Source organism: Microbacterium sp. K36 (genome assembly GCF_004794355.1).
GTDB classification, from domain to species: domain Bacteria; phylum Actinomycetota; class Actinomycetes; order Actinomycetales; family Microbacteriaceae; genus Microbacterium; species Microbacterium paraoxydans_D.
Genome location: NZ_SSDN01000062.1, coordinates 40,636 through 65,641, shown reverse-complemented (window position 1 = coordinate 65,641; position 25,006 = coordinate 40,636). Strand labels below are relative to the sequence as shown.

At 69.8% G+C, this 25,006-nt stretch carries 26 protein-coding genes and 1 tRNA gene; 15 read left to right on the top strand and 12 right to left on the bottom strand.

The features are described from left to right. Nucleotides 1-46: 46 nt before the first annotated feature. Nucleotides 47-517: a DNA modification methylase gene (locus DW296_RS06410; protein ID WP_136051552.1), complete on the bottom strand. Its 471-nt coding sequence runs from the start codon at nucleotides 515-517 to the stop codon at nucleotides 47-49. Between the two features lie 134 nt (nucleotides 518-651). On the opposite strand from DW296_RS06410, the gene DW296_RS06405 reads away from it, so the two are divergent. The 5 genes from DW296_RS06405 to DW296_RS06385 all read left to right on the top strand — a co-directional run bounded on the left by DW296_RS06405 (nucleotide 652) and on the right by DW296_RS06385 (nucleotide 5,519). After that, the gene (locus tag DW296_RS06405) at nucleotides 652-1,134 is read left to right on the top strand and encodes a CarD family transcriptional regulator (RefSeq protein ID WP_045255828.1); all 483 of its coding nucleotides are present in this window, start codon (nucleotides 652-654) and stop codon (nucleotides 1,132-1,134) included. A 68-nt stretch (nucleotides 1,135-1,202) separates the two neighbouring features. After that, entirely contained in the window at nucleotides 1,203-2,450 is a 1,248-nt protein-coding gene (ispD, locus tag DW296_RS06400) for a 2-C-methyl-D-erythritol 4-phosphate cytidylyltransferase (RefSeq protein WP_136051551.1), read from the top strand. Nucleotides 2,451-2,459: 9 nt separating this feature from the next. Continuing rightward, complete coding sequence (cysS, locus tag DW296_RS06395) at nucleotides 2,460-3,866, top strand: cysteine--tRNA ligase (protein WP_136051550.1); 1,407 nt, start codon at nucleotides 2,460-2,462, stop codon at nucleotides 3,864-3,866. Next, on the top strand, nucleotides 3,859-4,863 hold the full coding sequence (gene rlmB, locus DW296_RS06390) for a 23S rRNA (guanosine(2251)-2'-O)-methyltransferase RlmB (protein WP_136051549.1): 1,005 nt from the start codon (nucleotides 3,859-3,861) through the stop codon (nucleotides 4,861-4,863). Before cysS ends, rlmB begins: the two co-directional genes overlap by 8 nt. Before the next feature lie 14 nt (nucleotides 4,864-4,877). Beyond that, nucleotides 4,878-5,519, top strand: coding sequence for an NAD(P)-dependent oxidoreductase (locus DW296_RS06385; RefSeq protein ID WP_060921926.1), 642 nt, complete (start codon nucleotides 4,878-4,880; stop codon nucleotides 5,517-5,519). A 36-nt stretch (nucleotides 5,520-5,555) separates the two neighbouring features. Here DW296_RS06385 and DW296_RS06380 read toward each other — a convergent pair whose 3' ends face one another. Further along, nucleotides 5,556-6,857 (bottom strand): DUF4032 domain-containing protein, encoded by a 1,302-nt coding sequence (locus tag DW296_RS06380; RefSeq protein WP_025104313.1) that lies wholly within the window; start codon nucleotides 6,855-6,857, stop codon nucleotides 5,556-5,558. 77 nt (nucleotides 6,858-6,934) lie between these two features. After that, the gene (locus tag DW296_RS06375; protein ID WP_060921924.1) at nucleotides 6,935-8,038 is read right to left on the bottom strand and encodes an ABC transporter ATP-binding protein; all 1,104 of its coding nucleotides are present in this window, start codon (nucleotides 8,036-8,038) and stop codon (nucleotides 6,935-6,937) included. A gap of 228 nt (nucleotides 8,039-8,266) precedes the next feature. On the opposite strand from DW296_RS06375, the gene DW296_RS06370 reads away from it, so the two are divergent. The 4 genes from DW296_RS06370 to DW296_RS06355 all read left to right on the top strand — a co-directional run bounded on the left by DW296_RS06370 (nucleotide 8,267) and on the right by DW296_RS06355 (nucleotide 11,404). Beyond that, complete coding sequence (locus DW296_RS06370) at nucleotides 8,267-9,217, top strand: DsbA family protein (RefSeq protein ID WP_136051548.1); 951 nt, start codon at nucleotides 8,267-8,269, stop codon at nucleotides 9,215-9,217. Between the two features lie 42 nt (nucleotides 9,218-9,259). Next, nucleotides 9,260-9,332, top strand: a tRNA-Thr gene (locus tag DW296_RS06365). A gap of 450 nt (nucleotides 9,333-9,782) precedes the next feature. After that, nucleotides 9,783-10,169 carry a hypothetical protein gene (locus DW296_RS06360; RefSeq protein WP_136051547.1) on the top strand — a complete coding sequence of 129 codons (387 nt, stop codon included), beginning with the start codon at nucleotides 9,783-9,785 and terminating at the stop codon, nucleotides 10,167-10,169. Between the two features lie 281 nt (nucleotides 10,170-10,450). After that, nucleotides 10,451-11,404 (top strand): aldo/keto reductase, encoded by a 954-nt coding sequence (locus tag DW296_RS06355; RefSeq protein WP_136051584.1) that lies wholly within the window; start codon nucleotides 10,451-10,453, stop codon nucleotides 11,402-11,404. Between the two features lie 7 nt (nucleotides 11,405-11,411). Here the strand turns inward: DW296_RS06355 and DW296_RS06350 are convergent, their stop codons facing one another. The 4 genes from DW296_RS06350 to DW296_RS06335 are packed head-to-tail and all read right to left on the bottom strand — an operon-like array spanning nucleotide 11,412 to nucleotide 15,086. Next, nucleotides 11,412-12,080, bottom strand: coding sequence for a response regulator (locus DW296_RS06350; RefSeq protein ID WP_136051546.1), 669 nt, complete (start codon nucleotides 12,078-12,080; stop codon nucleotides 11,412-11,414). Beyond that, entirely contained in the window at nucleotides 12,077-13,345 is a 1,269-nt protein-coding gene (locus tag DW296_RS06345) for a sensor histidine kinase (protein ID WP_240743015.1), read from the bottom strand. Before DW296_RS06345 ends, DW296_RS06350 begins: the two co-directional genes overlap by 4 nt. 8 nt (nucleotides 13,346-13,353) lie before the next feature. Further along, nucleotides 13,354-14,178, bottom strand: coding sequence for an ABC transporter permease (locus tag DW296_RS06340; protein WP_136051545.1), 825 nt, complete (start codon nucleotides 14,176-14,178; stop codon nucleotides 13,354-13,356). After that, on the bottom strand, nucleotides 14,175-15,086 hold the full coding sequence (locus DW296_RS06335) for an ABC transporter ATP-binding protein (protein ID WP_071329116.1): 912 nt from the start codon (nucleotides 15,084-15,086) through the stop codon (nucleotides 14,175-14,177). The genes DW296_RS06340 and DW296_RS06335 overlap by 4 nt, the downstream gene beginning before the upstream one ends. Before the next feature lie 164 nt (nucleotides 15,087-15,250). On the opposite strand from DW296_RS06335, the gene DW296_RS06330 reads away from it, so the two are divergent. Next, nucleotides 15,251-16,165, top strand: coding sequence for a DMT family transporter (locus DW296_RS06330; protein WP_136051582.1), 915 nt, complete (start codon nucleotides 15,251-15,253; stop codon nucleotides 16,163-16,165). Here DW296_RS06330 and DW296_RS06325 read toward each other — a convergent pair. Together DW296_RS06325 and msrB are read right to left on the bottom strand one after the other, a co-directional pair. Next, complete coding sequence (locus tag DW296_RS06325; RefSeq protein ID WP_136051544.1) at nucleotides 16,162-16,848, bottom strand: nitroreductase family protein; 687 nt, start codon at nucleotides 16,846-16,848, stop codon at nucleotides 16,162-16,164. The two genes, DW296_RS06330 and DW296_RS06325, sit on opposite strands and share 4 nt — an antisense overlap. Next, the gene (msrB, locus tag DW296_RS06320) at nucleotides 16,845-17,249 is read right to left on the bottom strand and encodes a peptide-methionine (R)-S-oxide reductase MsrB (protein ID WP_136051543.1); all 405 of its coding nucleotides are present in this window, start codon (nucleotides 17,247-17,249) and stop codon (nucleotides 16,845-16,847) included. Before msrB ends, DW296_RS06325 begins: the two co-directional genes overlap by 4 nt. Before the next feature lie 71 nt (nucleotides 17,250-17,320). Between msrB and DW296_RS06315 the strand changes: the two genes are divergently transcribed. The 4 genes from DW296_RS06315 to groL all read left to right on the top strand — a co-directional run bounded on the left by DW296_RS06315 (nucleotide 17,321) and on the right by groL (nucleotide 20,960). Then, nucleotides 17,321-18,313: a DUF2332 domain-containing protein gene (locus DW296_RS06315; RefSeq protein ID WP_136051542.1), complete on the top strand. Its 993-nt coding sequence runs from the start codon at nucleotides 17,321-17,323 to the stop codon at nucleotides 18,311-18,313. Between the two features lie 9 nt (nucleotides 18,314-18,322). Next, entirely contained in the window at nucleotides 18,323-18,583 is a 261-nt protein-coding gene (locus DW296_RS06310; RefSeq protein WP_136051541.1) for a DUF3263 domain-containing protein, read from the top strand. A 66-nt stretch (nucleotides 18,584-18,649) separates the two neighbouring features. Further along, a complete protein-coding gene (locus DW296_RS06305) occupies nucleotides 18,650-19,216 on the top strand; it encodes a LytR C-terminal domain-containing protein (protein WP_240743014.1) in 567 nt (188 codons plus the stop codon). 124 nt (nucleotides 19,217-19,340) lie between these two features. After that, entirely contained in the window at nucleotides 19,341-20,960 is a 1,620-nt protein-coding gene (gene groL, locus DW296_RS06300; protein WP_136051540.1) for a chaperonin GroEL, read from the top strand. 68 nt (nucleotides 20,961-21,028) lie between these two features. On the opposite strand, the gene DW296_RS06295 is transcribed toward groL, so the two are convergent. The 3 genes from DW296_RS06295 to DW296_RS06285 form a co-directional block, all read right to left on the bottom strand. Then, complete coding sequence (locus tag DW296_RS06295; protein WP_136051539.1) at nucleotides 21,029-21,316, bottom strand: WXG100 family type VII secretion target; 288 nt, start codon at nucleotides 21,314-21,316, stop codon at nucleotides 21,029-21,031. A 121-nt stretch (nucleotides 21,317-21,437) separates the two neighbouring features. Continuing rightward, a complete protein-coding gene (locus DW296_RS06290) occupies nucleotides 21,438-23,126 on the bottom strand; it encodes a sensor histidine kinase (protein ID WP_136051538.1) in 1,689 nt (562 codons plus the stop codon). A 61-nt stretch (nucleotides 23,127-23,187) separates the two neighbouring features. Next, nucleotides 23,188-23,880 (bottom strand): response regulator transcription factor, encoded by a 693-nt coding sequence (locus DW296_RS06285; protein ID WP_025105529.1) that lies wholly within the window; start codon nucleotides 23,878-23,880, stop codon nucleotides 23,188-23,190. Nucleotides 23,881-23,998: 118 nt separating this feature from the next. On the opposite strand from DW296_RS06285, the gene DW296_RS06280 reads away from it, so the two are divergent. After that, nucleotides 23,999-25,006: a CPBP family intramembrane glutamic endopeptidase gene (locus DW296_RS06280; RefSeq protein ID WP_168428991.1), complete on the top strand. Its 1,008-nt coding sequence runs from the start codon at nucleotides 23,999-24,001 to the stop codon at nucleotides 25,004-25,006.

Genomic DNA, 25,006 nt, shown 5'->3' with positions numbered 1-25,006 from the left:
GAGGCCGGCACCCACGGGTGCCGGCCTCTCGCGTCTGTCTGGGGACTCAGTCCTGAGGAGCGAGATCCGAGTAGTACGGCAGGGTGCCGTCGAGGACCGGGATCTCGGTCGTCACACCGGCGGAGTCGCCGGACTGGAAGTGCATCGCGACGGTGGCACCGGGCTTGGTGTCGAGCCCCGTGATCTCCACAGGCTCTTCGTCGGCGCCGAAGCTGATGGTCCCGCCGGCCGGCACGGTGATCGTGAAGGGATCGCCGCCCTCCAGCGAGACGGTGAGGGTGGCGCGGTCCTGCGACGGGTTGACCACGGCGCCGACGAAGTTGCCGACAGTGCCGTCCTCGTTGGCGATGATCAGGGCGTTGCGGACGGCGATGGGGCCGTCCTGATCCGAGACGTTCACGCCGTCGGAGGCTGCGTACTCGATCTTCGTCGACTGCGGCGTGATGAACGTGCACCCGGTCGCGCCGAGCAGAACGAGGGCGCTGATGGCGGCAGACGCGACAAGGCGCGATTTCACGGGTCCTCCTGAGGTCCGACGGGATATCCCTCCCCATTCTATGGGTAAGTCGAGGGACCGCTGGGAACGGGAAGCGCGAACCTTAGCGCATATCCCCTGTGGTATCCTTGAGGTTGCCGAAAGGACATGTTTTTATGCTTTTTGAGGTTGGCGAGACCGTCGTCTATCCGCACCATGGCGCTGCGACCATCATCGAGGTCAAGGAGCGCATCATCAAGGGCGAGGCGAAGAAGTACCTGAAGCTCAACGTCACGCAGGGCGATCTCATCATCGAGGTCCCGGCCGAGAACGTCGACCTCGTCGGCGTTCGCGACGTGATCGGCAAGGAGGGCCTCGACCATGTGTTCGAGGTGCTGCGTGCGCCGTTCACCGAGGAGCCCACCAACTGGTCGCGCCGGTACAAGGCGAACCTGGAGAAGCTCGCGTCCGGCGACGTCATCAAGGTGAGCGAGGTCGTGCGCGACCTCTGGCGTCGCGACCAGGACCGCGGCCTGTCCGCGGGCGAGAAGCGGATGCTGGCCAAGGCCCGGCAGATCCTCATCTCGGAGCTGGCACTGGCCGAGAAGATCGACGAGGACAAGGCGGGCGCGCTGCTCGACGAGGTCCTCGCGTCCTGAGACGTCAACGACGAAAGGCGGGTGCTGCGGCACCCGCCTTTCGTCGTTCCCGCGGGTAACGTGAAGCTGTGAGCATCCTCCCCGTCCCGCACACCGCGATCATCGTCGTCGCCGCCGGTTCCGGCACCCGCCTCGAGGCGGGTGCACCCAAGGCCTTCGTCGGCATCGACGGACGGACCATCCTGCGGCACGCCCTCGACGGCGTGTTCGCTGCGGCACCCCTGCAGGTCGTCGTCGTCGCCCCCGCGGGCTACGAGGGCGACGCGCAGACCGAGCTGCTCGCGGCCGCCGGCGATCGTGCCGACCTGGGCCGCGTGGTCACAGGAGGCGTGACGAGACAGGAATCCGTCGCGGCCGGACTCGCGGCGCTGTGGGGGGACGTGCGCACAGTGCTCGTGCATGACGCCGCGCGCGCGCTGACCCCGCCCGAGGTGATCGACGCCGTGGCGGCTGCCGTGATCGGCGACGCCGGCGCCGTGCCGAGCCTGCCGGTCGTTGACACGCTCAAGCGGGTCGCGGACGGTCTCGTCGTGGGCACCGTGGATCGTGCGGAGCTCGCGGCCGCGCAGACGCCGCAGGGTTTCCCGCGTGGACCGCTGGAAGCGGCTTACGCGGAGGCGGCGGCCCAGGGCGCCGAGTACACCGACGACGCCGCGCTCTTCGCGGCGGCGGGGCACCCGGTGCGCCTGGTCCCCGGATCCGAGCGTTCGTTCAAGATCACCACCCCTGCCGATCTGGAGCGGGCCCGCCTCCTCGTCGCGACCGCGCCCGACTCGCCCTCCGCTGTGCCGCGTACGTCGGCGGTCACCGGGCTCGGACCCCGCGTGGGCATCGGCACGGACGTCCATGCGTTCGGCGGCGACGGGTCGCTGTGGCTCGCCGGGCTGGAATGGCCGGGGGAGGCCGCGCTCTCCGGGCATTCGGACGGGGACGCGGTCGCCCACGCGATCGTCGACGCCCTGCTCGGCGCCGCCGGGCTCGGCGACATCGGCGAGCACTTCGGCACCGCCCATCCGGAGTATGAGGGGGCGCATGCCGACGTCTTCCTCTCCCGCACCGCGGAGCTCCTGGCGGAGGCGGGCTTCGCGATCGGCAACGTGTCCGTGCAGTTCCAAGGGAATCGTCCGCGGTTCAGCGGACGACGAATGGAGGCCGAGGCGGCTCTGTCGGCGGCGCTCGGGGGCGCTCCGGTGGCGGTGACGGCAACCACGACGGACGGGCTCGGCTTCCCCGGGCGGGGCGAGGGGATCGCGGTCACGGCCGTCGCGGTCGTCATCCCGCGACCGGAGCAGGGTCTCTCAGCGCCCGCCGAGTAGGCTTGAGCGGTGACTCTCCGCCTCTACGACACCCGCGCACAGCTGCTGCGCGACTTCGTGCCTCTCGATCCCGAGAACATCACGATGTATGTCTGCGGACCCACGGTGCAGTCCGGCCCGCACATCGGCCACGTCCGGGCGGCTCTGAGCTTCGACCTCCTGCGCCGTTGGCTCACCCGCACGCACGGCCGCGTGACCTTCGTGCGCAACGTCACCGACATCGACGACAAGGTGCTCGCGAACGCCACGGATTCCGAACCGTGGTGGGCGCTCGCCTACCGGATGGAGCAGGAGTTCGCCGCGGCCTACGCCGGCATCGGCATCCTGCCGCCCACGTACGAGCCCCGCGCCACGGCCTCCGTCCCGCAGATGCAGGAGCTCATCGCGCTGCTCATCGACCGGGGCCACGCATACCCCGCTCCCGACGGATCAGGGGACGTCTACTTCGATGTGCGCTCCTGGCCGTCCTACGGCGATCTCACCCATCAGTCGGTGGACGCGATGGAGGCGGCACAGGACGCCGACCCGCGCGGCAAGCGCAACCCCCAGGACTTCGCCCTGTGGAAGGGAGCCAAGCCCGACGAGCCCGCCGATGCGACCTGGGCGTCGCCGTGGGGGCCGGGGCGTCCGGGCTGGCACATCGAGTGCTCGGCCATGGCGAAGCGTTACCTCGGCGCGGAGTTCGACATCCACGGCGGCGGTCTGGATCTGCGGTTCCCTCATCATGAGAACGAACTGGCGCAGTCGACGGCCGCGGGTGACGGCTTCGCCCGCTACTGGGTGCACAACGGTCTCGTGACCGTCGACGGCCAGAAGATGTCGAAGTCCCTCGGCAACTTCACCCTCGCGCGGGATGTGCTCGCCGAGCGCGACCCGCTCGTGGTGCGCTACGCCCTCGCCGCTGCGCACTACCGGTCGAGCCTCGATCTCTCGGAATCGTCCTGGACCGAGGCGGAGGCGGCGCTCGGCCGCATCCGCTCGTTCCTCGATCGCGCATTCCGGGGGACCGATCAAGGGCTCGGCGGCGGTGACGCGCAGAGCCTGCCCGGCGCTTTCGTCGAGGCGATGGACGACGACCTCGGCGTGCCCCAGGCGTTGGCCGTCGTGCACGAGAGCGTGCGGGCCGGGAACTCGGCTCTGGACGCGGGGGACACCGCGGCGGCTCTGGACGCGGCGCGGGCGGTGCTCGCCATGACCGGTGTGCTCGGCCTCGTGGAGGACGCGGGATTCCGGAAGGCCGGGGATGCGCAGGCAGCGGCGCTCGACGCGCTGGTGCAGGAGATGATCGCGCAGCGCGCCACCGCGCGCGCGGAGAAGGACTGGGCGGCGGCGGATCGCATCCGAGACGCGATCGCCGCCGCAGGAATCACGCTGGAGGACACTCCGGCCGGAACTCATTGGAGTATCGATGGCTAAGCCAGGGCGCCCCGGCGCGAGCAAGGGAAACAAGAAGGGCCCGACCAAGGGCACCGGCGGTCTCGGGCGCAAGGCGCTCGAGGGGCGCGGCCCCACGCCGAAGGCGGAGGACCGCGCGTGGCACCCCGCCGGCAAGCGCAAGGCCGCGGCCGAGCGCTTCGCCGCCGCCGGTGGCAAGGGCAAGCCCGGAGGGCGTCCCGCCTCCGGGGGCAACCCGAACCGCAACGCCCGGTCGAAGGACAACACCAACGACACCGAGACGGTCACCGGGCGCAACTCGGTGCTCGAGGCCCTGCGCGCGAAGATCCCCGCGACCGCGATGTACATCGCGCAGCGTGTCGAGATGGACGACCGCGTCAAGGAGATGCTGTCGATCGCGACCCACCGCGACATCCCGGTGCTCGAGGTCACCCGTCAGGAACTCGACCGCATGGCCGGCTTCGACGGCGTGCACCAGGGTGTGGCCCTCAAGGTGCCGCCGTACGAGTACGCCCACCCGCAGGACCTCCTGGAAGAGGTCATCGACCGCGGTGAGACGCCGCTGTTCGTCGCTCTCGACGGCATCACGGACCCCCGCAACCTCGGTGCGATCATCCGCTCGACGGCGGCGTTCGGAGGCCACGGCATCATCCTGCCCCAGCGCCGTTCCGCCGGTGTGAACTCCGCGGCGTGGAAGACGAGTGCGGGCGCGGCGGCCCGCATCCCGGTCGCGCTGGCCTCGAACCTCACCACGCAGCTCAAGGAGTTCAAGAAGCAGGGCGTGTTCGTGCTCGGACTCGACGGCGACGGCGACGTCTCGCTGCCGGCGCTGGAGCTGGCGGACCGCCCCGTCGTCATCGTCGTGGGCTCGGAGGGCAAGGGTCTGTCCCGCCTCGTGACCGAGACCTGCGACCAGATCGTCTCCATCCCCATCTCCGCGGCGACCGAGTCGCTGAACGCCGGCATCGCGGCCTCGGTCGCGCTCTACCAGGTCGCGACCGTCCGCGCCGCGGGCTGACCGAGAGGAACACCATGGCCCGCATCATCGTCCTGGGAGGAACCGGCTACGCCGGACGCCACATCGTTGCGGAGGCGGTGAGCCGTGATCACGCGGTCGTCGCCATCTCGCGTTCGACTCCGGCGGATCCGGTCGCGGGTGCGGCCTATGTGCAAGGGTCCGCGCTCGACCCCGCGACGCTGACCGAGGCGTTCGCGGGGGCCGATGCCGTGGTCTCCGCGCTCTCGCCGCGCGGCGACATGGAGGACCGTGTCCTCGAGGCGCTGACGAACGTGGTCGCGCTGCTCGACGGCACCGAGACCCGGCTCGGGGTCGTGGGCGGCGCGGGCGGCAGCCTCGTCGCGCCCGGTGGCCCCCGACTGTTCGATCAGGGGTTCCCCGAGGAGTACAAGCACGAGGCGCAGGTCGGCATCGACTCGCTCGCGCTCCTGGAGCGCACCGCGGAGAGCCTGGACTGGTTCTTCGTGCACCCGGCCGAGGTCTTCGGGCCATGGGCCGAGGGGGAGCGCACCGGACACTACCGGGACGGTGGTGACGTGCTCGTCCGCGACGAGGACGGGAAGTCGTACATCTCCGGTGCGGACTTCGCCGTCGCGATCGTCGACGAGATCGAGCAGGGCAACCACCACCGCGAGCGGTTCACCGTCGGCTACTGACGCCGTCGGGCGCGGCGCCGACCGGCGGGCACGGTCTCAGACGAGGTCCCGCCAGTCCACCTCGTCGTCGTCGCCGAGCGCCAGCGTGCCGGTGACGACGGGGAGGCCCATCGTCTCGGTCGGCGGCCCCATGATGGTGGCCTCGTCGCGCCGGTGGCGGAGCACGTCGTTGATGTAGCTCGTCAGCACCTCCGCGAGGGCGACAGAGCGTCCCTGCGCCTGCGACAGGTACCAGCGGTGCTCGAGCACCTGGTGGAACACCTCGGCCGGCTCCAGCTTGGCGCGCAGGTCATAGGGGATGGCTCGCACGACGGGCTCGAAGACGCGCGTGAGCCACTCGTGCGCGTACATCTCCTCGTCCGCCCACTGCTTGGTGGAGCGGGCACGGAACTCGTCGAGGTCGTTGAGGAGCCGCCGGGCCTGGTTCTCCTCGACGTCGAGGCCGGTGAGACGGATGAGCCGGCGCTGGTGGTGCCCGGCATCGACGACCTTCGGCTGGATCTCCACCACGGTGCCGTCGGCGGTCGTCGACATCGACATCTCGTCGATGTCGAAGCCGAGGGCGTTCAGCCGCTCGACGCGTTCCGTGATGCGCCAGGTCTCGGCGGCGGAGAAGGATTCTTGCGCGGTGAGCTCGGCCCACAGCGACCGGTAGGAGGACACGATGCCGTCCGCGATGGCGACGGCGTCGACGCCGTGCTCCAGGCGACCGCCCGCGGCGAGGTCCATGATCTCGCCGGCGATGTTCGTGCGGGCGAGGTCCAGGTCATAGGCGCGCTGTCCGTCCGTCAGGCCTTCCTCATGCAGCTCTCCGGTCTCCGCGTCGACGAGGTACGCCGCGAACGCCCCGGCGTCCCGGCGGAACAGCGTGTTCGAGAGCGAGACGTCTCCCCAGTAGAAGCCCACGTTGTGCAGACGCACGAGCAGCAGGGCGAGCGCGTCGACGAGGCGCGTGGCCGTGTCCGGGCGGAGCACCCGGGTGAAGAGGGCCCGGTACGGCATCGAGAAGCGCAGATGCGAGGTGACCAGTGCCGCGGGGAGCGGCGCCCCCGACGAGTCGGTGCGCCCCGCGATCACCGCGACGCGCTCCACGCACGGCACGTCGAGTCGCGACAGGTTGCCGAGCATCTCGTACTCCCGGCGGGCCATCTCGGTCGTCGTCTCCTTGACGGCCACGACGCGACCCGAGAGGTCGGCGAAGCGGACGAGGTGGCGCGAGAGGCCCTTGGGGAGGGAGACGATGTGCTCGGACGGCCACTTCTCCAGAGGCGTCGACCAGGGCAGAGCGAGCAGACCGGGGTCGACCGTCTTGGCGGTGATCCGGAGGGATTCCTGCATGGGGGCTCCTGAGGGTGCCGGGGAAACGACGCGGCGCGGGCGACCGAAGTCAGCCCGCGCCGCGGTGGAGTGTCCGATCAGGCCGAGACGACCGGCTTGTCGTTCAGGCGGTCGCCCGACTCGAGGTCGAACGCGTGCACGTGACCCGGGTTCGCGGCAAGGGTGACGGTCTCCCCGGCGTTCGGGTGGTTGCGGCCGTCGACGCGGGCGACGAGGTCCGTGCGCTTGCCGTTGATCTCCGTGTGGCCGTAGAGGTAGCCGTCGGCGCCGAGCTCCTCGACGAGGTCGACGACGACCGACAGGCCCTGGCCGTCGGCCGGGCCGACGGTGATGTCCTCGGGGCGGACGCCGACCGTGACCTGCGAGCCGTTGGCGCGGCCGACGGTGTCGCGGTCGAGCGGGACGATCTCGGTACCGAAGCGCACGCCGCCGTCGGCCAGGTCGGCCGAGAACAGGTTCATCGCGGGCGAGCCGATGAAGCCGGCGACGAAGACGTTCTCCGGCTTCTCGTACAGGTCGCGCGGCGAGCCGACCTGCTGGAGCAGACCGTCCTTGAGCACGGCGATGCGGTCACCCATGGTGAGCGCCTCGGTCTGGTCGTGCGTGACGTAGACCGTGGTGACGCCGAGACGACGCTGCAGCGACGCGATCTGCGTACGGGTCTGGACACGGAGCTTCGCGTCGAGGTTCGACAGCGGCTCGTCCATGAGGAAGACCTGCGGCTGACGGACGATCGCGCGACCCATGGCGACACGCTGACGCTGACCACCGGAGAGGGCCTTCGGCTTGCGGGTGAGGTACTGCTCCAGGTCGAGGAGCTTCGCAGCCTCGAGGACACGCGCGGCGCGCTCCTCCTTGCCGACGCCGGCGATCTTGAGCGCGAAGCCCATGTTCTCGGCGACGGTCATGTGCGGGTACAGCGCGTAGTTCTGGAACACCATCGCGATGTCGCGGTCCTTCGGCGGCACGTCGGTGACGTCGCGGTCGCCGATGAGGATGCGGCCGGAGTTGACCTCTTCGAGGCCGGCGAGCATGCGGAGGGAGGTGGACTTACCGCAACCGGAGGGACCGACCAGGACGAGGAACTCGCCGTCTCCCACCTCGAGGTTGAGCTTGTCGACAGCCGGACGGGTGCCGCCGGGGTACAGGCGGGTGGCCTCGTCGAAAGTCACAGATGCCATCGTGTTTCTCCTTCACCGGCAGGTACGTGCCGGACGATCCGTAGTGAATGAAGCGGCGGAGCGACCCGCCGTGACCCTCCATCGGGTCGGGATCAGTATGGCACGAACGGCCGCACCTGGGTATTTCTCAGCCTCACTGGTTAGCATCGAAACCGGCCGTGCGCAGCGGCGATCACCGCCCGACGGTGGTCGGGGCCAACCCGGACCCCCTGAGACTCAAGAGGAACGATGTCGAGCGACGAAACGCCGAACGTCCCCGCCCCTCGCAATTCGCGTGAGGCCGTGCGGGAGAAGGCACAGAAGGTGCATGCCCAGCAGTCGCGGGCGCGTCTCATGCGACGGATCATCATCGGTGCGGTCGCGATCATCGCGGTCGGTGCGATCGGGACCGCCGTGACGCTCGCCGTGACCTCGCAGACGTCCAAGCCGCAGCTCAGCCCGAGCGGCATGGAGGCCGACGGCGTGGTGGTGACCGACATCGCCTCCGCTGCGATCGCCGGCACCGCGTCCCCCACGCCGGACCCCGAGCCCAGCGAAGCCGGCGCCAGCGAGACGCCGTCACCGGAGCCGTCCGCGGCCGGCGCCGTCGAGGTGCACGTCTACGTCGACTACCTCTCGCCCGACGCGGGCAAGTTCGAGCGTGCCAACGCCCGTCTGCTCGCCCAGTGGATCGAGGACGGCGCCGCGACCGTCAGCTACCACCCGGTCGCTCTGCTCACCGCGAGCTCCAACGGCACCAAGTACTCGCTGCGTTCCGCCGCCGCGGCCGCCTGCGTGGCGACGCACTCGCCGGACCAGTTCTACGCGTTCAACCACGACCTCCTCGACGACCAGCCCGATGTGGGCAGCGACGGGATGTCCGACGAGGAGCTCGCCAACCTCGCGGGTGCCGTCGGCGTGGACAACGCCAAGACCGTGCGCTCCTGCATCCAGGACGGCGACTACGTCAGCTGGGCGAAGGAGGCGACGACCCGCGCGCTCGAGGGGCCGCTCCCCGGCTCCGACGACCTCGTGCTCACGGCCGCACCGATGATCGTCGTGAACGGCGAGGCCTACGTCGGCGCGCTGGACGACCCGCAGGAGCTGTCGACGTTCGTCATGTCGGTCGCCAGCGAGGCCTACTACGAGTCGGCGACTCCGACGCCGACCCCGACGGCCACCTCGGCGCCGGCGGAGTAGTCCGCCGCGCGTCCCTGCCATCGCTAAGCTGTGATGGCATCCGCCGACTTGGCGCAATTGGTAGCGCACCGTACTTGTAATACGGGGGTTACGGGTTCGAGTCCCGTAGTCGGCTCTCTCGGGTAGCTTGCGTGAGCAAGCGACGCCGGACCTTCTTTCACAAGCTGGCTCACCCGTATCGGAATCGAGCGGTGACCGCGCCCGGGTCGATGGCCCGAACGTGACTCGCCCGTGCTGCCGAGTCCGTCCGCATTCCACGTGGCCTGAAAGTGCGCGTGGCACAGGCGACGAGCGAGGGCTTCCATTCGTACCCGTCGTGAGTGGAGGGTTCCACGCGGTCATCCATCAGGTCGGCCCCCGCTAGAGTGCGGGACATGACGCCTGACCCAACGTGGTTCGACTGGATATCCAATGTTGTCGTACCGATATTGCTTGGTGTTGCCTCACTAGCTGTTGCGATTGTGGCGTTGTTCGTTACTCGGGGCTCAAATCGGCTGACCAAGGAGATCCACGAAGCAATACTGCTGCCGCGTCACGTGATGAGCGGCGAAGGCTGGCTCGGCTGGTGTTTGAGTGGTCGGCGCGGCGCTGGACGGGCGAGCCCGCCGCAACGATCGAAGACAGGGCCGGCCTCAGCGCGGCCAGAGCGATCTTCTCCGTAGAGCTCACGCAGTCAGCGGAGGCAGGAACATCCGAGCTACAGAGCGTTCTCTGGGACATCGACCAGAGTGAGCCTGGCGACTTGGGAGAGTTGGGATACGCATTCTTTGCAGGGAAGATGCACGCCACCGTCGAGCGCGTCGTCGCGCAGTGGCTGCGGGCGCCAGATGACTCAGCAAAGCTCCGTTCCATGGCTGAGGGGGCCATCGCGGAGGCTGCCGAGCGCGCTAAATCGAAAGATGAGGAACCGACTATCGCTCACCCGGATGCCAGAAACAGTCGGCTGGGATAGTCACGCTGCCACTCCCTTATCGATCGAGCTCAGACTCCCAAAGAGCCGCACAAACCCCTGAGGAATCCGGCGTCGACAGCGCCGCCTGCTGACGCGAGTCCGTCTTATGCCTCGGAGCGCGGCGATCTGCTCGTCGACGAAGCGCCCCGCATATCGCGTATCACTTCGGAGGGTGTTATGTTACTGGGGTGCAGGTGGTCGGCACCCCGCCCCGGCCACCTGCGCATCTCCGTGTTCCGCCTCCGGGAATGTTCGCGCCGCTCGCAGCGGTTGTCACCGGTATGACCCGCATCGGCTCCAGTGACCTCGACGTCTTCCCTCTCGCCCTCGGCGGCAACGTGTTCGGCTGGACCGCCGACCGTGACGCCTCCTTCGCCGTCCTCGACGCCTTCGTCGAAGGCGGCGGCGACTTCATCGACACGGCGGACTCCTACAGTGCGTGGGTTCCCGGCAACGAGGGCGGCGAGAGCGAGACGATCATCGGGGCATGGCTCGCGTCGCGGCGGCCCCAGGGTGTCGTCGTCGCAACCAAGGTCAGCCAGCACCCGGCCTTCCGCGGTCTGTCGGCCGGAAACGTCCGTCGTGCGGCCGAGGCGTCGCTCGCTCGCCTCGGAGTGGACGAGATCGACCTCTACTACGCCCACTTCGATGACGAGTCCGTGCCGCTGGAGGAGACGGTCGAGGCGTTCGGCGCCCTCGTCACGGACGGGCTCGTGCGGCACGTGGCGGTGTCGAACTACACGGCCGACCGCATCCGTCAGTGGATCGACATCGCGGACCGCCTCGGCGTCGCGCGACCGGTCGCCGTTCAGCCGCACTACAACCTCGTGCACCGTAACGACGTCGAGGACACCATCATCCCCGTCGCCGAGGAGTTCGGGCTGAGCCTCGTGCCGTACTACGCGCTGGCGAGCGGCTTCCTCACCGGCAAGTACCGCTCGACGGACGCCGAGGGAGCGGAGTCCCCGCGAGCGACCGGTGCCGCGAAGTACGCCACCGAGGCGGGACTTCGGATCATCGACGCGCTCGACGAGATCGGCGGAGCGCACGGCGCCTCGGTCGCCGCGACGGCCCTGGCCTGGCTGCGCGCGCAGCCGACCGTGGTCGCCCCCATCGCGAGCGCCCGGACGGTGGATCAGGTGCCGGATCTGCTCGCCGGAGCGCGGCTGGAGCTGTCGACCGAGGAGGTCGAGCGCCTGAACCGCGTCTCGGCCTGGACGCCGGCGCAGGGCTGACCCGCTCTCACCGACCGACGAGACCGAGCCGGTGCGCGAGGATCACGGCATGGATCCGGTCTCGCGCCCCGAGCTTGGCCAGGATGCGCCCGACGTGCGTCTTCACCGTGGACTCGCCGACGTAGAGGGACGTCGCGATCTCGGCGTTGGTGAGCCCTCGGCCGAGCGCGATGAACACCTCGCGCTCGCGTTCGGTCAGGGAGCGGTACCCGGCGTCGTCGACCTCGTCGAGAGCGCTGGTTCCGAGCTGCGAGCCGACGTGCTCCAGCAGCACGCGGGTCACCCGCGGCGCCAGCGCGGCGTCTCCGCGGTGGACGGCACGGACGGCGGAGAGCATCTCCTGACGCTGGGCGTCTTTCAGGAGGAACCCGCTGGCACCGGCCCGGATCGCGCCGAAGGCGTACTCGTCCAGATCGAAGGTCGTGAGGACGAGCACCTTCGTCTCGGGATGAGCGCCGACGATGGCGGTCGTCGCCGCGATCCCGTCGAGCTCCGGCATCCGGATGTCCATGAGCACGAGGTCGGGGGCGAGTGCGGCGCTCTGCGCGATCGCCGCCTTCCCGTCCCCCGCCTCCCCGATCACGACGATGTCGGGTTCCGCCTCCAGCACCATGCGGAACCCGAGGCGGATCAGCTCCTGATCGTCGACCAGGAGCACACGGATGGGCGAAGTCATGTCTTCCTCTCTCCGCTCGGCGTCACGGCCGGAGCCTCGGACGATGTCGGTAGGACGGCACGGAGGATCCATCGGCCTGACCCGTCCGGCCGCGACTCCAGTGTGCCGCGCACGTGGGCGGCACGCTCCAGGAGACCCCGGAGGCCGAAACCCCCTTCTCGGGGAGAACCCGTGACACCGTCGTTGACGATCTCGATGACCACGGTAGCGGGCGCATACTCCAGGCGCACGGACGCGGACGAAGCGGTCGGTGCGTGCCGCATCGCGTTCGTCAGCCCCTCCTGCACGATCCGGCCGAGCGCGTGGGCGACGTCGGACGACACCTCCGCGTGACCCGCCGTGGCGAGGGTGACCGGATAGCCGGTCCGCTGCGCCGCCGCGACGGTCTCCTGTGGGGAGGCGGGGGAGACCGGCGCGAGGAGGAGCGGGGCGTCGTCGTCTCGCAGCACGCCGAGCATCGCCCGCATCTGCGTGAGCGCGCTGCGGGCGGTGTCCGCCGCGGAGGTGGCCGCCGCACGCGCCTGCTCACGGTCCGGGGTTGCGGCCGCCCCTTCGGACAGTGCCACGACCACGGTGAGGGAGTGCGACACGATGTCGTGCATCTCCCGCGCGATCCGTGCCCGCTCCGCCGCCGCGGCGAGCTGCGCCTGCTGGTCCCGCTCCACGAGGAGCTGCCGGGATCGCTCGATGACGGCGTCCAGGTAGCGCTTCCGGTTGCCGACGTTCGCGCCGATCAGGGTGCCGATGAGGCCGAGCACGACCGTGCCGAGCAGGGCGTTGACCGCCTCTTGGAGTGTGAAGACGCCAGCCCAGAGGAGAAGCCCGGCTCCTGAGGCGCTGGCGGCGACGCCGATGCCGAAAGCGGTCCACGCGGCACGGGTGGAGCGGTAGACGGCGAGGGAGTAGCCGGCGAACAGCAGCAGCGGGCTGCTCCCCGGCAGCGCGGTGAACAGGAGGAAGACGTCGAGCACGATCGCCGCGATCGCGGGGAGCCACGGCTTCCGTCGGCGCCAGAGCAGGGTGGCGGAGGCGGCGACCACGCAGAGCGGCAGCACGGCGGCGAGCACGAGCCCGACCGGCCCACGGTCGGCATCATCGATGCGCGCGGCCGGTGTGATCGTGAGGATGATGCAGAGGAGGGTGAGCAGGACGTCGGCGAGGACGGGATGGCGTGCCCAGAAACGCCGGAACACGCCGGGAGGACGAGGGAGCCGCAGCCCCTCGTCCTCCCGGACGGTGTCCGTTCCGCGTCGCTTCGCCGGCACCCGGTCTCCTACGCGTCGCGCGTGCGGAGGACGGCCCACGCGGCCAGCAGACCGCCGACCACCCAGCAGCCGAGGGTGAGGAAGGCGACCGGCGCATCGAGGGTCGCGGTGTCACCCGGCAGGATCGCGTTCTGCGCGGCGGCGACCGGCAGGTAGGCCGAGGCGTCGATCACCCAGGCCCACGCCTCTCCTGCCATCGAGAAGAAACTCGCCACGATCGGAAGCACGAACAGCAGACCGACGGTCGCCGCGATCGCTCCGGCGCCCGAGCGCAGGATGAAGCCGAAGGCCACGCCGATCAGCGCGAAGACGGCCATGGCGAGCGAGGCGACGACGATCGGCAGGACAGAGGTGGCGGGGTCCGACCAGTCGATGCCCTGCTCCCGTCCCGCGACCACAGCGGACACAGCGACCGCGGCGACGCCGAAGATGACCAGAGAAGACAGGAAGAGGAAGCCCGCGAGCACGAGCGACTTCGCCAGCAGCACGGAGCCGCGGATCGGGTCGGCGGTCAGTGTCGAGCGGATCATCCCGGTGGAGTATTCGCCGGTCACCGAGATCGCACCGATGATGCCGGCGAGCAGCATCGTGAACTGGATCGGCATGACGACGGCCTGGATCGGGTCGAAGCCGGGGGCGTCGATCGCCTGGGCGATGAGGACGGCGATGCCGATCGTGAGCGCGGCGGCGATCGCGATGGACCACCAGGTGGACCGGAGGGTGATGAGCTTGATCGCCTCACCGCGCACGGCGCGCGCGAAGGTGAGACGCCGGCCCGAGTCGGCGGCGGGCGGCGCGACGGCCGAGGTCGTCACGGCGGGGGCGGCGGTCATGAGAGCTCCTTCGTGCGGTACTCGACGGCGTCGCCGGTGAGGGCGAGGTAGGCCTCTTCGAGGGATCCGGTGGTCGGGGTGAGTTCGTGCAGCGGGATCCCGCGCTCCGCGGCGAGGTCGCCGATGCGCGCTGCCGGGAGCCCTGCGATGTCGAGCAGATCGGGAGCCGCGCTGACGATCTCCACGTCCGGACCGCCCACGGCGGCCACGAGGTCGGTCGGGCGGGGTGTCCGCACGCGCACGCGGTTGGTCGTCCAGGAGCGGACGAGCTCCGCGAGCGGGGCGTCGGCGAGGACCTTGCCCCGTCCCATCACGATGACGTGGTCCGCCGTCTGCGCCATCTCGCTCATGAGGTGGCTGGACAGCAGCACCGTCCGCCCCTCGGAGGCGGCATGCCGGACGAACTGCCGCACCCAGCGGACGCCTTCCGGGTCGAGGCCGTTGACCGGCTCGTCGAGGATGAGGGTGTGCGGATCGCCGAGCAGCGCGGAGGCGATCCCCAGACGCTGCCCCATGCCGAGGGAGAACTTCCCGGCGCGCTTGCGGGCGACCGCGCCGATGCCGGCGAGCTCGATGACCTCGTCCACACGGGAGGTCGGGATGCCGTGCGTGGCGGCCATCGCGCGGAGGTGATCCCGCGCTGTCCGACCGGTGTGCACCGCCTTGGCATCGAGGAGCACGCCGACCTCGGTCAGCGGGGCGCGGAGCTTGCGATACTCCTGGCCGGCCACGGTGGCCCGGCCCGCCGTCGGCCGGTCCAGCCCGACGATCATGCGCATGGTCGTCGACTTCCCTGCGCCGTTCGGTCCGAGGAAGCCGGTGACGCTGCCGGGCTGCACGGTGAAGGACACGCCGTCGACGGCGGTCTTGTCCCCGAATCTCTTGGTGAGGCCTTCTGCGGTGATCATGGGCACCACGCTACGGATCAGCGGGCCGGCGCGCGTCCTCCTGCAGGACGATTCCCTGGTGCGGTGCTCTCGTCCTCCAGGAGGACGGCTCGGTGGAGGACAGGTGGGCGCGGAGGCTCCGATAGTGTCGAGAGGTGACCCCTGCCCGCCGCATCCCTGCTCCTCTGGCGCTCGGGGGAGCGGTCGCGATCGGGGTCATGACCGCGATCCAGGCGCGCATCAACGGTGTTCTGGGAGTGCGCGTGGACAATGGCATCGTCGCCGGCTTCCTGTCCTTCGCGGTGGGATTGGTGGCCCTCGCCGTGGTCATCTCCTTCCTGCCTTCGGCGCGCCGCGGTGCGATGCGTCTCGGGCGTGGCATCCGCGACCGGAGCATCCCGTTCTGGATGCTCCTCGGGGGAGCCTGCGGCGCACTCACCGTGTCCACCCAGGGTCTGACGGCGGGGATCCTCGGCGTCTCCCTCTTCACGGTGGGTGTCGTGGCAGGGCAGACCCTGCACGGCCTCGTCCTCGACCGCATCGGCTTCGGGCCGGCCGGTGTCGTGGCCGTGACACCCGGTCGGGTGATGGGCGGGGTACTGGCGCTCGCCGCGGTCGGGATCTCCCTCTCGGGCGACGTGCTGGCGACCGCCCCGCTGTGGATGCTGCTGCTGCCCTTCGCCGCCGGCGTCGGCATCGCCTGGCAGGCGGCGACCAACGGGCGGCTGGCGCAGCGCGTGCAGTCGCCGATCGCCGCGACGCTCATGAGCTTCATCGCCGGGACGCTGGTGCTCGCGGTCGCCGCCGGCACCAGCGTCGCCGTGCGGGGATGGCCGGCCGCGCTGCCGACCGAGCCCTGGCTCTACCTCGGGGGATTCCTCGGGGCGGGGTACATCCTGCTCGGTGCGTTCATCGTCGCGCACACCGGCGTGCTGCTCATGGGGTTGGGCTCGGTGCTCGGGCAGCTCATCACGTCCGTCGTGATCGACCTGCTCTGGCCGGCGCAGGCGGGACCGGCGCTGTGGCAGGTGATCGCGATGGTGATCGTGGCCGTCGGCTCGGTGCTGGTCGCGGTGCCCTGGCGTCGACGCCGGCTCTAGGAGCGGTTCTTCTTGGCGGCCTTCTTGGCCTTCTTCTTTTCCTTCTTCTTTTCCTTCTTCTTCGCCTTCTTGTAGGCCTTCTTCTCGGCCTTCTGCTTCTCGGCCTCCTGTGCGGCCGCCTCAGCAGCCGCACGCGCCTCCGGAGAGAGTCTCGGCGGTCGGGTCAGGAGCGCGCGGGCGTCGACGGTCTTGCGGCGGCCCGGGCTCTTGCCCTCGGGTTTCGCCCCGACATAGAGCCAACCGAGGAGCTCCTCGTCCGGTCCCAGCCCGTGCATGCGCGCGACCGGTTCCGAGCGCGTGTAATGGCCGGTGCGCCAGATGACGCCCCATCCCGCCTCGTCGAGCAGCAGGCTCAGGACGTGAGCGACGCCGGAGGCCACCGCCTCCTGCTCCCAGCGTGGGACCTTCTCGCTCGCCCGGTAGCTCGCGACGACGGCGATGAGGAGCGGGGCTCTCAGCGGTTTCGCAGACGGCTCGGCGTCCCCCTGCGCCTCCGCGATCGCGGCACCGAGCGCCTCGCGGTCCTGGCCGCGCAGCTCGATCAGACGCCAGGGGCGCAGGGACGAGTGATCGGCGACGCGACCGGCGGCGCCGATGAGTGCCACAAGCTCCTCGCGCCCCGGGGCGGTGTCCCCGACCTTCGACCAGGACTGCCGTGCGCGGACGGCGTCGAGGGCGCTCACGACTCGTCGGGCGTGAAGTTCAGCGCGATCGAGTTCATGCAGTAGCGGTCACCGGTGGGGGTGCCGAAGCCGTCCGGGAAGACGTGGCCGAGGTGCGAACCACAGGATGCGCAGCGGACCTCGGTGCGGACCATGCCGAGGCTGTCGTCCTCGAGCAGCTCGACGGCGTCCGGCCGGACCGACTCGTAGAAGCTCGGCCAGCCGCAGCCGGAATCGAACTTCGTGCCGCTCTTGAACAGCTCGGCTCCGCAGGCGCCGCAGGTGTAGAGGCCGGCGCGCTCCTCATCGAGCAGCTCACCGGTCCACGCCCGCTCGGTCGCCGCCTGGCGCAGCACGGCGTACTGCTCTTCGCCGAGCTCGTCGCGCCATTCGTCTTCGGTCTTGTTCACGCTGTAGGGCATCGTGTCCTCCTGAGTCCCCTCCATTCTCCCTTGTGCAGGGCCCTCATGGCGCTCCCCGTCAGAATGGACGCATGAAGGACGCCGTGCAGGAGCGCTATGCCCGATTCGCGGCCGCGGAGGCTCCGGGGCGCAGCGCCCTGTACGGGGAGTGGGCGGCCGGGGTCGCCGAAGACGGCGAGATCAGCGAGGTGCTGCTGCGGATCCCCGCGACCCGTCGCCAGCCTCCGCTGGTGTTCGCCGTGTCCCGCCTGCTCGGCGCCGGTCACGGTCCGTACCGCGAGTGGCGTCGCTTCGTCCTGACCAATGCCACTCGACTCGTCGAGGAATGCACGAGGCGCGCCCTGCAGACCAACGAGCCCCTCCGCACCGCGGCACTGCTTCCGGTGCTCTCCGAGATCGAGGGCCCGATCGCGCTGCTGGAGGTCGGCGCCTCCGCAGGCCTCTGCCTCTACCCCGATCGCTACTCGTACCGTTTCACCGACGACGGCGGGTCCGTTCGTCACGCGCTCGACCCCCTCGACGGTCCCTCCAGCGTGGTGCTGGAGAGCATCGTCACCGGCGACCTCCCCCCGCTGCGCATGCCGGAGGTGGTGTGGCGCGCCGGGATCGACCTCGCCCCGCTGGACGCCGCCGACGACGAGGATCGGCGCTGGTTGCGGGCCCTCGTCTGGCCGGGAGAGGAGGGGAGGGAGCAGCGCATCACCGCCGCCCTCGACATCGCGGCCGCCGAACCGCCGCTTCTCGTCGCCGGGGACGCGATCGCCCATCTGGAGGAACTGGCAGGAGCCGCGCCGGCCGACGCCACGCTGGTGATCACGACCCCCGGGGTTCTCGTGCACATCCCCCGGGAGCAGCGCGAGGCGCTGATCGAGACGATCGCGGCGCTGCCCGCGCGCTGGGTCACGATCGACCCGCCCGCTCTCCTCGACGTCTGGGACCCACCGGTCGCCGGTGAGGCCTGGCCCGGATTCGTCGTCGCGCTCGACGGGCGGGTGCGCGCCGCTGCCGACCCGCTCGGCGCCCGGTGGGAGTGGCGCGCGGGCGATCCGTCGACCACGACCTAGTCTGAGGGCATGCCCGCTGACCACCTCACGGAGCGCGATCGCGCGATCCTCGCCCTGGAGGCCGCCTGGCCGCGCCACGGCGGTATGAAAGAGGAGGCCATCCGCGTGCGACTGGGCATGAGCGCGGCGCGGTACTACCAGCTCCTCGCCCGTCTCATCGACTCCGAGGCGGCCCTCGCCTTCGATCCGATCCTCGTCGGCCGACTGCGTCGGCTGCGGGACGCCAGAAGCGCACGGCGCTCGTCCCGGATCCCCGGATTCACCGGATGACCTGATCCTGCGGGGTCAGGCTCGTCGTAGAACGGTTTGCCAGGGACGTGCCGCTAGCATCGAGGGGTGTCCAAGCCCCCCCGTGACCGTTTCGACGAGGTCCCCCGTTCCACCGGACGTGTGGGAGCACACCGCGCCGAAGCTCCGGGGATGAACGGCTGGGTCGTGCTCCTGTGGTCGTTCGTCGCCGCTCTCGTGCTCATCATCGCCGGCATCTTCGGCGCTCTGGCCGTCATGGGACGGATCGACCTCTTTCCGGAGCCCACCTCGTCCGTCGCCCCCACGCCGGAGCAGACCGGGGTGATCGATCCGACCTACTCGGTGCTCATCCTCAACGCGACGCCCGACAGCGGGCTCGACGATCAGATGCGCGACACCCTCATCAATGCGGGCTGGGCCGCGGACACCGTGCTCGCGAGCGACAGCGCCAGCGACGATTTCGAGACGACGACCGTCTACTACGTCAGCGCCGAGGACGAGGAGGCCGCGAAGGGCCTCGCCGGCGTCATCGGCGGCGCCGAGGTGCAGCAGAGCGACTACTACGCCGGCCAGACGGAGGACGGGCAGAAGCAGCTCACCATCGTGATCGGCGTCGACCGGGCCGCATCGGTGCCCGGGACTCCCGCGCCCTGACCCTCGCCCGACTCCCGGATGACGCGGCTTGCACTCGATGGTGTCGAGTGCCAGAATGGCGTTAGCACTCTCTCACTCTGAGTGCTAAACCCACCGTCTACGTCCAGGAGGGACGACAAAACTCATGGCAAAGATCATCGCCTTCGATGAGGAGGCCCGCCGCGGCCTCGAGCGTGGCCTCAACATCCTCGCCGACGCGGTCAAGGTGACCCTCGGCCCGCGTGGTCGCAACGTCGTGCTCGAGAAGAAGTGGGGCGCCCCCACGATCACGAACGACGGTGTCTCCATCGCCAAGGAGATCGAGCTGGACGACCCGTACGAGAAGATCGGCGCGGAGCTCGTCAAGGAGGTCGCCAAGAAGACCGACGACGTCGCCGGTGACGGCACGACGACCGCCACGGTCCTCGCCCAGGCCCTGGTCCGCGAGGGCCTGCGCAACGTCGCGGCCGGCGCCGACCCCATCTCCCTCAAGCGCGGCATCGAGAAGGCCGTCGCCGCCATCACCGAGGAGCTGCTGAGCTCGGCGAAGGAGATCGACTCCAAGGAGCAGATCGCCGCGACCGCCTCCATCTCCGCCGCCGACCCCGCGATCGGCGAGCTCATCGCCGAGGCCATCGACAAGGTGGGCAAGGAAGGCGTCGTCACCGTCGAGGAGTCGCAGACCTTCGGCACCGAGCTCGAGCTCACCGAGGGCATGCGCTTCGACAAGGGCTACCTGAACCCGTACTTCGTCACGGACCCGGAGCGCCAGGAAGCCGTCTTCGAGGACCCGTACATCCTCATCGCGAACCAGAAGGTCTCCAACATCAAGGACCTGCTGCCCATCGTCGACAAGGTGATCCAGGACGGCAAGGAGCTCGTCATCATCGCCGAGGACGTCGAGGGTGAGGCCCTCGCGACCCTCGTGCTGAACAAGCTCAAGGGCATCTTCAAGTCGGTCGCCGTCAAGGCTCCCGGCTTCGGCGACCGTCGCAAGGCGCAGCTGCAGGACATCGCGATCCTCACGGGTGGCCAGGTCATCACCGAAGAGGTGGGCCTGAAGCTCGAGAACGCCACGCTCGACCTGCTGGGTCGTGCGCGCAAGGTCATCGTCACCAAGGACGAGACCACGATCGTCGAGGGTGCCGGCGAGGCCGACCAGATCGAGGGTCGCGTCACGCAGATCCGTCGCGAGATCGAGAACACCGACAGCGACTACGACCGCGAGAAGCTGCAGGAGCGCCTGGCGAAGCTCGCCGGTGGTGTGGCCGTCATCAAGGCCGGTGCGGCGACCGAGGTCGAGCTCAAGGAGCGCAAGCACCGCATCGAGGACGCCGTCCGCAACGCGAAGGCCGCCGTCGAGGAGGGCATCGTCCCCGGTGGTGGCGTCGCCCTCATCCAGTCCGGCACGAAGGCTCTCGACGCTCTCTCGCTCGAGGGCGACGAGGCGACCGGCGCGAACATCGTCCGCGTGGCGATCGAGGCTCCGCTGAAGCAGATCGCGCTGAACGCCGGTCTCGAGCCGGGTGTCGTCGCCAACAAGGTGTCCGAGCTCCCCGCGGGCCAGGGCCTCAACGCCGCGAGCGGCGAGTACGGCGACATGTTCGCACAGGGCATCATCGACCCGGCGAAGGTCACGCGCTCTGCGCTGCAGAACGCCGCGTCGATCGCCGGTCTGTTCCTGACGACCGAGGCCGTCGTCGCCGACAAGCCGGAGAAGGCCGCCGCTCCCGCGGGTGACCCCACGGGCGGCATGGACTTCTGACCCTCTGAGAGGTTCAGAGACTCCGTCTCACAGAAAGCCCCCGGCTCCGGCAGGGGGCTTTCTGCGTCTCAGCGGAACAGGCTCGCCGAGTACTGATCCGCTTCGGCGTACTGGGTGGCCACAGCGCCGAGCGACGTCCCGATCCCGTCCAGGACGAGCTCGACGTGCTGCTGAGCGCCCTGCCACTCTTCGACGCAGCCTTGGAACGCCGTGGCGGCGGTGCCGACCCACGCGGTCTGCAGCTGCCTGAGCTGAGACATGAGGGTGGCGGATTCGGTGCGCAGGCGCTCGATGGTGGCGCGGGTCGCGGCTTCCGCCGCATGGACGGCGTCGGTGTCGACGGTGAAGACGGTCATGGGAACTCCCTTCGAGGAAGCCCGACGATACGCCGACGGCAGTGACGACGCGGCGGGAGTCGGATCACCGCGCAGGGGACGGGAGAACGCCCCATGAGGGCCGTCTGTGCAGGAGCGGCCGCTACGGCTGGTCGAGGCGGTCCAACGGCTGTGTGTCCTCCAGAAGATGCTCCGGTGTCGAACGCGCCGGAGCCAGCGGCAGGGTCACGGTGAAGGTGGCCCCGCCTCCGGGACTCTCGGAGACGGCGATGTCGCCATTGAGCGCCTTGAGGATCGAGGCGACGATGGCGAGCCCCAGACCGGACCCGCCGGTCTCGCGCGCCCGCGACGTGTCGGCGCGCCAGAACCGCTCGAAGATCTGCTCGCGGATCTGCGGTGGCACGCCCTCGCCGTGGTCGACGATCGAGATGCTCGCGGTCCCAGCGACGCGATCCGAGTCCACGACGATCTCGATCGGGCTGTCTTCCGGCGAGAATCGGCGTGCATTGCCCAGGAGATTCGTCACCACCTGTCGGACCTTGTTCTCCTCGCCGAGCACGATCGGCGGCGTCCGGACCGGGATGTCCGCCACCTCGGTGAAATCGATGGCCGGAGGCTGCTCCGGCGTCCGCGGGCGACGGCGCAGCCGCGACAGGGTGGCCCGGGGACGCGTCTTGGGGGCGGGCTCCGGGGTGATGGGGACCACAGGCGTGCGGATGGGGGCTGTCGGCACGTTCTCGACCGTGCGGTCGATCACCGAGATCACCCGGCCGGGGGCGGCGGCGCGCACGTCCAAGGCGGCGTCGCGGGCGATGGGACGGAGGTCGAGAGGAACGATCTGCGGCTCCCGCTCCTCATCCAGACGGGCGAGCGCCAGCAGGTCCTCCACGAGGACGCCCATGCGGATCGCTTCCTTCTCGATGCGCTCCATCGCCCGGGCGGTGTCCTCCTCGCCCTTGATCGCGCCCATGCGGTATAGCTCCGCGTACCCGCGGACGCTAACCAGCGGGGTCCGCAGCTCGTGACTGGCGTCTCCGATGAACCGGCGCATGTGCTGCACCGTGCGGTCGCGCTGGGCGAGGGAGCGATCCACGCGGTCGAGCATGGTGTTGATGGCCGCGTTGAGGCGGCCGACCTCCGTGGTCGGCTCCAGGTCGGTGAGCCGCTGTCGGAAGTCGCCGGCGGCGATCGACATGGCGGTCTGCTCCACCTGCCCGAGTCGTCGGAAGGTCAGGGTCACCAGACCGCGGGTGAGCAGTGCCGCGACGAGGATGGTGATCAGGGCGATGGTGATGTAGATCCCGAAGTACTGGCTGATGATGCGGTCGGCTTCGGCGAGGGGGAGCGCCACCATCTGGATGCTGAGCGGGTCGCCCTCCTGCTGCACGACGGCCGCGGTGGCGTGGTAGACCCGGCCGTCCGTGTCCTCGAGAGCGAGCACCTGGTCCTCGTTCGCCTGGGCGTCGGACAGGGAGTACTCGGCGGGGAAGACCGGAGCCCGGCCGGAGGCACTGGGCGCGGTCGCGCGCAGAGAACCCTCCGCGTCGTAGATCGCGAACGAGAAGTCACGGGGCTTCTCGTCTCTCGGCGTGTAGGTGGTGACCCCGTCGATCGTCGTCGTGTCGAAGTAGCGGTTGACGAGGTCGCTGGTCACCAGTGCAGGGAGCTGCGCATTGATGTTCTCCACGAGGGCGTTGCGCAGCAGCGGCACCGTGCCGATGCCCGCGACGAGCAGGCCCAGCGCGAGGACGGCCACGGTGACGCCGGTGACCTTGGCGCGAAGGCTGATCCGCCGCCACCACGCGGTGACCGCATCCGGCTTGTGCGCCATGCGGTCCTCCCTGCTGCGACGGCGGTGCCGTCGACGGACGGCGGGTACGGGGTCGACGGTGTCAGACCGTCTTGCCCACCTTGAGCATGTACCCGAAGCCGCGCTTCGTCTGGATCAGCGACTCCTCGGTGTGCGGATCGATCTTGCGACGCAGGTACGAGATGTAGCTCTCCACGATGCCGGCGTCGCCGTTGAAGTCGTACTCCCAGACGTGGTCGAGGATCTGCGCCTTCGACAGCACCCGGTTCGGATTCAGCATGAGGTAGCGCAGGAGCTTGAACTCGGTGGGGCTGAGGTCGATCGGCTCCTTGCCGACGTGCACGTCGTGCGTGTCCTGGTCCATGGAGAGCTCGCCGGCGCGGATGATCGACTCCTCGTCGGCCTGCATGGTGCGGCGGAGGATGGCCTGGGCTCTGGCGACGATCTCATCCAGGCTGAACGGCTTCGTGACGTAGTCGTCGCCGCCGGCGTTCAGGCCCTCGATCTTGTCCTCCGTGCCGTCCTTGGCGGTGAGGAAGAGGATGGGTGCGGTGAAGCCGGCGCCGCGGAGGCGCTTGGTCACGCTGAACCCGTTCATGTCGGGGAGCATGACGTCGAGGATGATGAGGTCCGGCTCCTCCTCGAGGACGGCGGAGATCGTGGCGGCGCCGTTGGCCACCGTCTTCACCTGGAACCCGGCGAAGCTGAGACCCGTGGAAAGCAGGTCGCGGATGTTGGGCTCGTCGTCGACGACCAGGATGCGCGCAGCAGTCATGACCCCATTATGGTGACTTCGGCCATGCGCGGGCTGATTATCCTGCGGAACGGCGTGGATGCGGTCGATCCGTCGGTCGGTGGATGTGCCGCACAGCCGTCCGGGGGAGGATCGAGGCATGAGTTCGATCGAGGACGCCACCGCCGCCCCCGTCTCCCCGTCCGTTCCCTCGTCGGAGGCGTCCGCAGGCGGGGTCGAGTACCACCGTCTGGCGCTCCTCCGTCCCCGCCCCCGGTGGTGGAAGCCGTTGCTCACCGGCCTCCTCGGCATCGCCTTCTACCTCGCGATCCTCGTGCTCGTGATCGTGCCGCTCGTGATCGTGGCGGCCCTCGTCCCGGAATGGGGAGCGGAGCTGCAGATGCTCTTCCGCACCACCGCCTACTTCCAGCTCGACCGTCCGTGGCTCCTGGTGGCGCTCGTGCTCCCGCTCATCCTCATGATCCCGGCGCTGCTGCTGGCCTCGCGGGTCGTCCAGGGACGAGGCGTCGGCCTGCTGTCGTCGGTCACCGGGCGGTTGCGGATGGGCTGGCTCGGCCGGACCCTCGCGCTGGCGCTCGCGGTGTTCGTCGTCTACTTCGCGGTGGTGCTCGGCTGGTCGGCGGCCGCGGGCGATGCGGTGACGCCGGAATTCTCCCACCCGGGGCTCCCGCTCATGGTGGTGCTCCTGCTCGTGCTGATCCCGTTCCAGGCCGCCGCGGAGGAGTACGTCTTCCGCGGCTACCTGATGCAGCTCGTCGGGAGCTGGCTCCGGCACCCCGCCTTCGCCATCCTGCTGCCGGTGCCGCTGTTCGTGCTGGGGCACGGCTACGACGTCTGGGGCGCGGCGAGCGTCGGCCTCTTCGCCGTCGTCGCCGCGTGGCTCACCTGGCGCACCGGCGGCCTGGAAGCGGCCATCGCGCTGCACATCGTCAACAACCTGATGATCTTCCTGCTCGGCTCCGTCGCCGTGGTCGATGCGAACGCCACCTCGGGGACGCCGCTGGATCTGCTGGGATCCGCGATGGCGATGCTCGTTTTCGCCGTCGTCGCGGACCGCTGGGCGGGCCGCCGAGGGATCACTCGGACCGCGGCGATCACCGACGGCGCGGCGGGGACGCATCAGCTCCCGCGGATGCTGCGAGGCTGA

Excerpts from the sequence above, each read along its gene's own strand:
- DW296_RS06355 (WP_136051584.1), top strand. The coding sequence starts at position 10,451 with ATGACCCGCATCGGCTCCAGTGACCTCGACGTCTTCCCTCTCGCCCTC.
- DW296_RS06385 (WP_060921926.1), top strand. The coding sequence starts at position 4,878 with ATGGCCCGCATCATCGTCCTGGGAGGAACCGGCTACGCCGGACGCCAC.
- msrB (WP_136051543.1), bottom strand. The coding sequence starts at position 17,249 with ATGCCCTACAGCGTGAACAAGACCGAAGACGAATGGCGCGACGAGCTC.
- DW296_RS06335 (WP_071329116.1), bottom strand. The coding sequence starts at position 15,086 with ATGATCACCGCAGAAGGCCTCACCAAGAGATTCGGGGACAAGACCGCC.
- DW296_RS06295 (WP_136051539.1), bottom strand. The coding sequence starts at position 21,316 with ATGACCGTCTTCACCGTCGACACCGACGCCGTCCATGCGGCGGAAGCC.
- rlmB (WP_136051549.1), top strand. The coding sequence starts at position 3,859 with ATGGCTAAGCCAGGGCGCCCCGGCGCGAGCAAGGGAAACAAGAAGGGC.
- groL (WP_136051540.1), top strand. The coding sequence starts at position 19,341 with ATGGCAAAGATCATCGCCTTCGATGAGGAGGCCCGCCGCGGCCTCGAG.
- DW296_RS06310 (WP_136051541.1), top strand. The coding sequence starts at position 18,323 with ATGCCCGCTGACCACCTCACGGAGCGCGATCGCGCGATCCTCGCCCTG.
- DW296_RS06290 (WP_136051538.1), bottom strand. The coding sequence starts at position 23,126 with ATGGCGCACAAGCCGGATGCGGTCACCGCGTGGTGGCGGCGGATCAGC.
- DW296_RS06405 (WP_045255828.1), top strand. The coding sequence starts at position 652 with ATGCTTTTTGAGGTTGGCGAGACCGTCGTCTATCCGCACCATGGCGCT.
- DW296_RS06380 (WP_025104313.1), bottom strand. The coding sequence starts at position 6,857 with ATGCAGGAATCCCTCCGGATCACCGCCAAGACGGTCGACCCCGGTCTG.
- DW296_RS06315 (WP_136051542.1), top strand. The coding sequence starts at position 17,321 with ATGAAGGACGCCGTGCAGGAGCGCTATGCCCGATTCGCGGCCGCGGAG.
- DW296_RS06285 (WP_025105529.1), bottom strand. The coding sequence starts at position 23,880 with ATGACTGCTGCGCGCATCCTGGTCGTCGACGACGAGCCCAACATCCGC.
- DW296_RS06350 (WP_136051546.1), bottom strand. The coding sequence starts at position 12,080 with ATGACTTCGCCCATCCGTGTGCTCCTGGTCGACGATCAGGAGCTGATC.
- DW296_RS06340 (WP_136051545.1), bottom strand. The coding sequence starts at position 14,178 with ATGACCGCCGCCCCCGCCGTGACGACCTCGGCCGTCGCGCCGCCCGCC.
- DW296_RS06370 (WP_136051548.1), top strand. The coding sequence starts at position 8,267 with ATGTCGAGCGACGAAACGCCGAACGTCCCCGCCCCTCGCAATTCGCGT.
- DW296_RS06280 (WP_168428991.1), top strand. The coding sequence starts at position 23,999 with ATGAGTTCGATCGAGGACGCCACCGCCGCCCCCGTCTCCCCGTCCGTT.
- DW296_RS06375 (WP_060921924.1), bottom strand. The coding sequence starts at position 8,038 with ATGGCATCTGTGACTTTCGACGAGGCCACCCGCCTGTACCCCGGCGGC.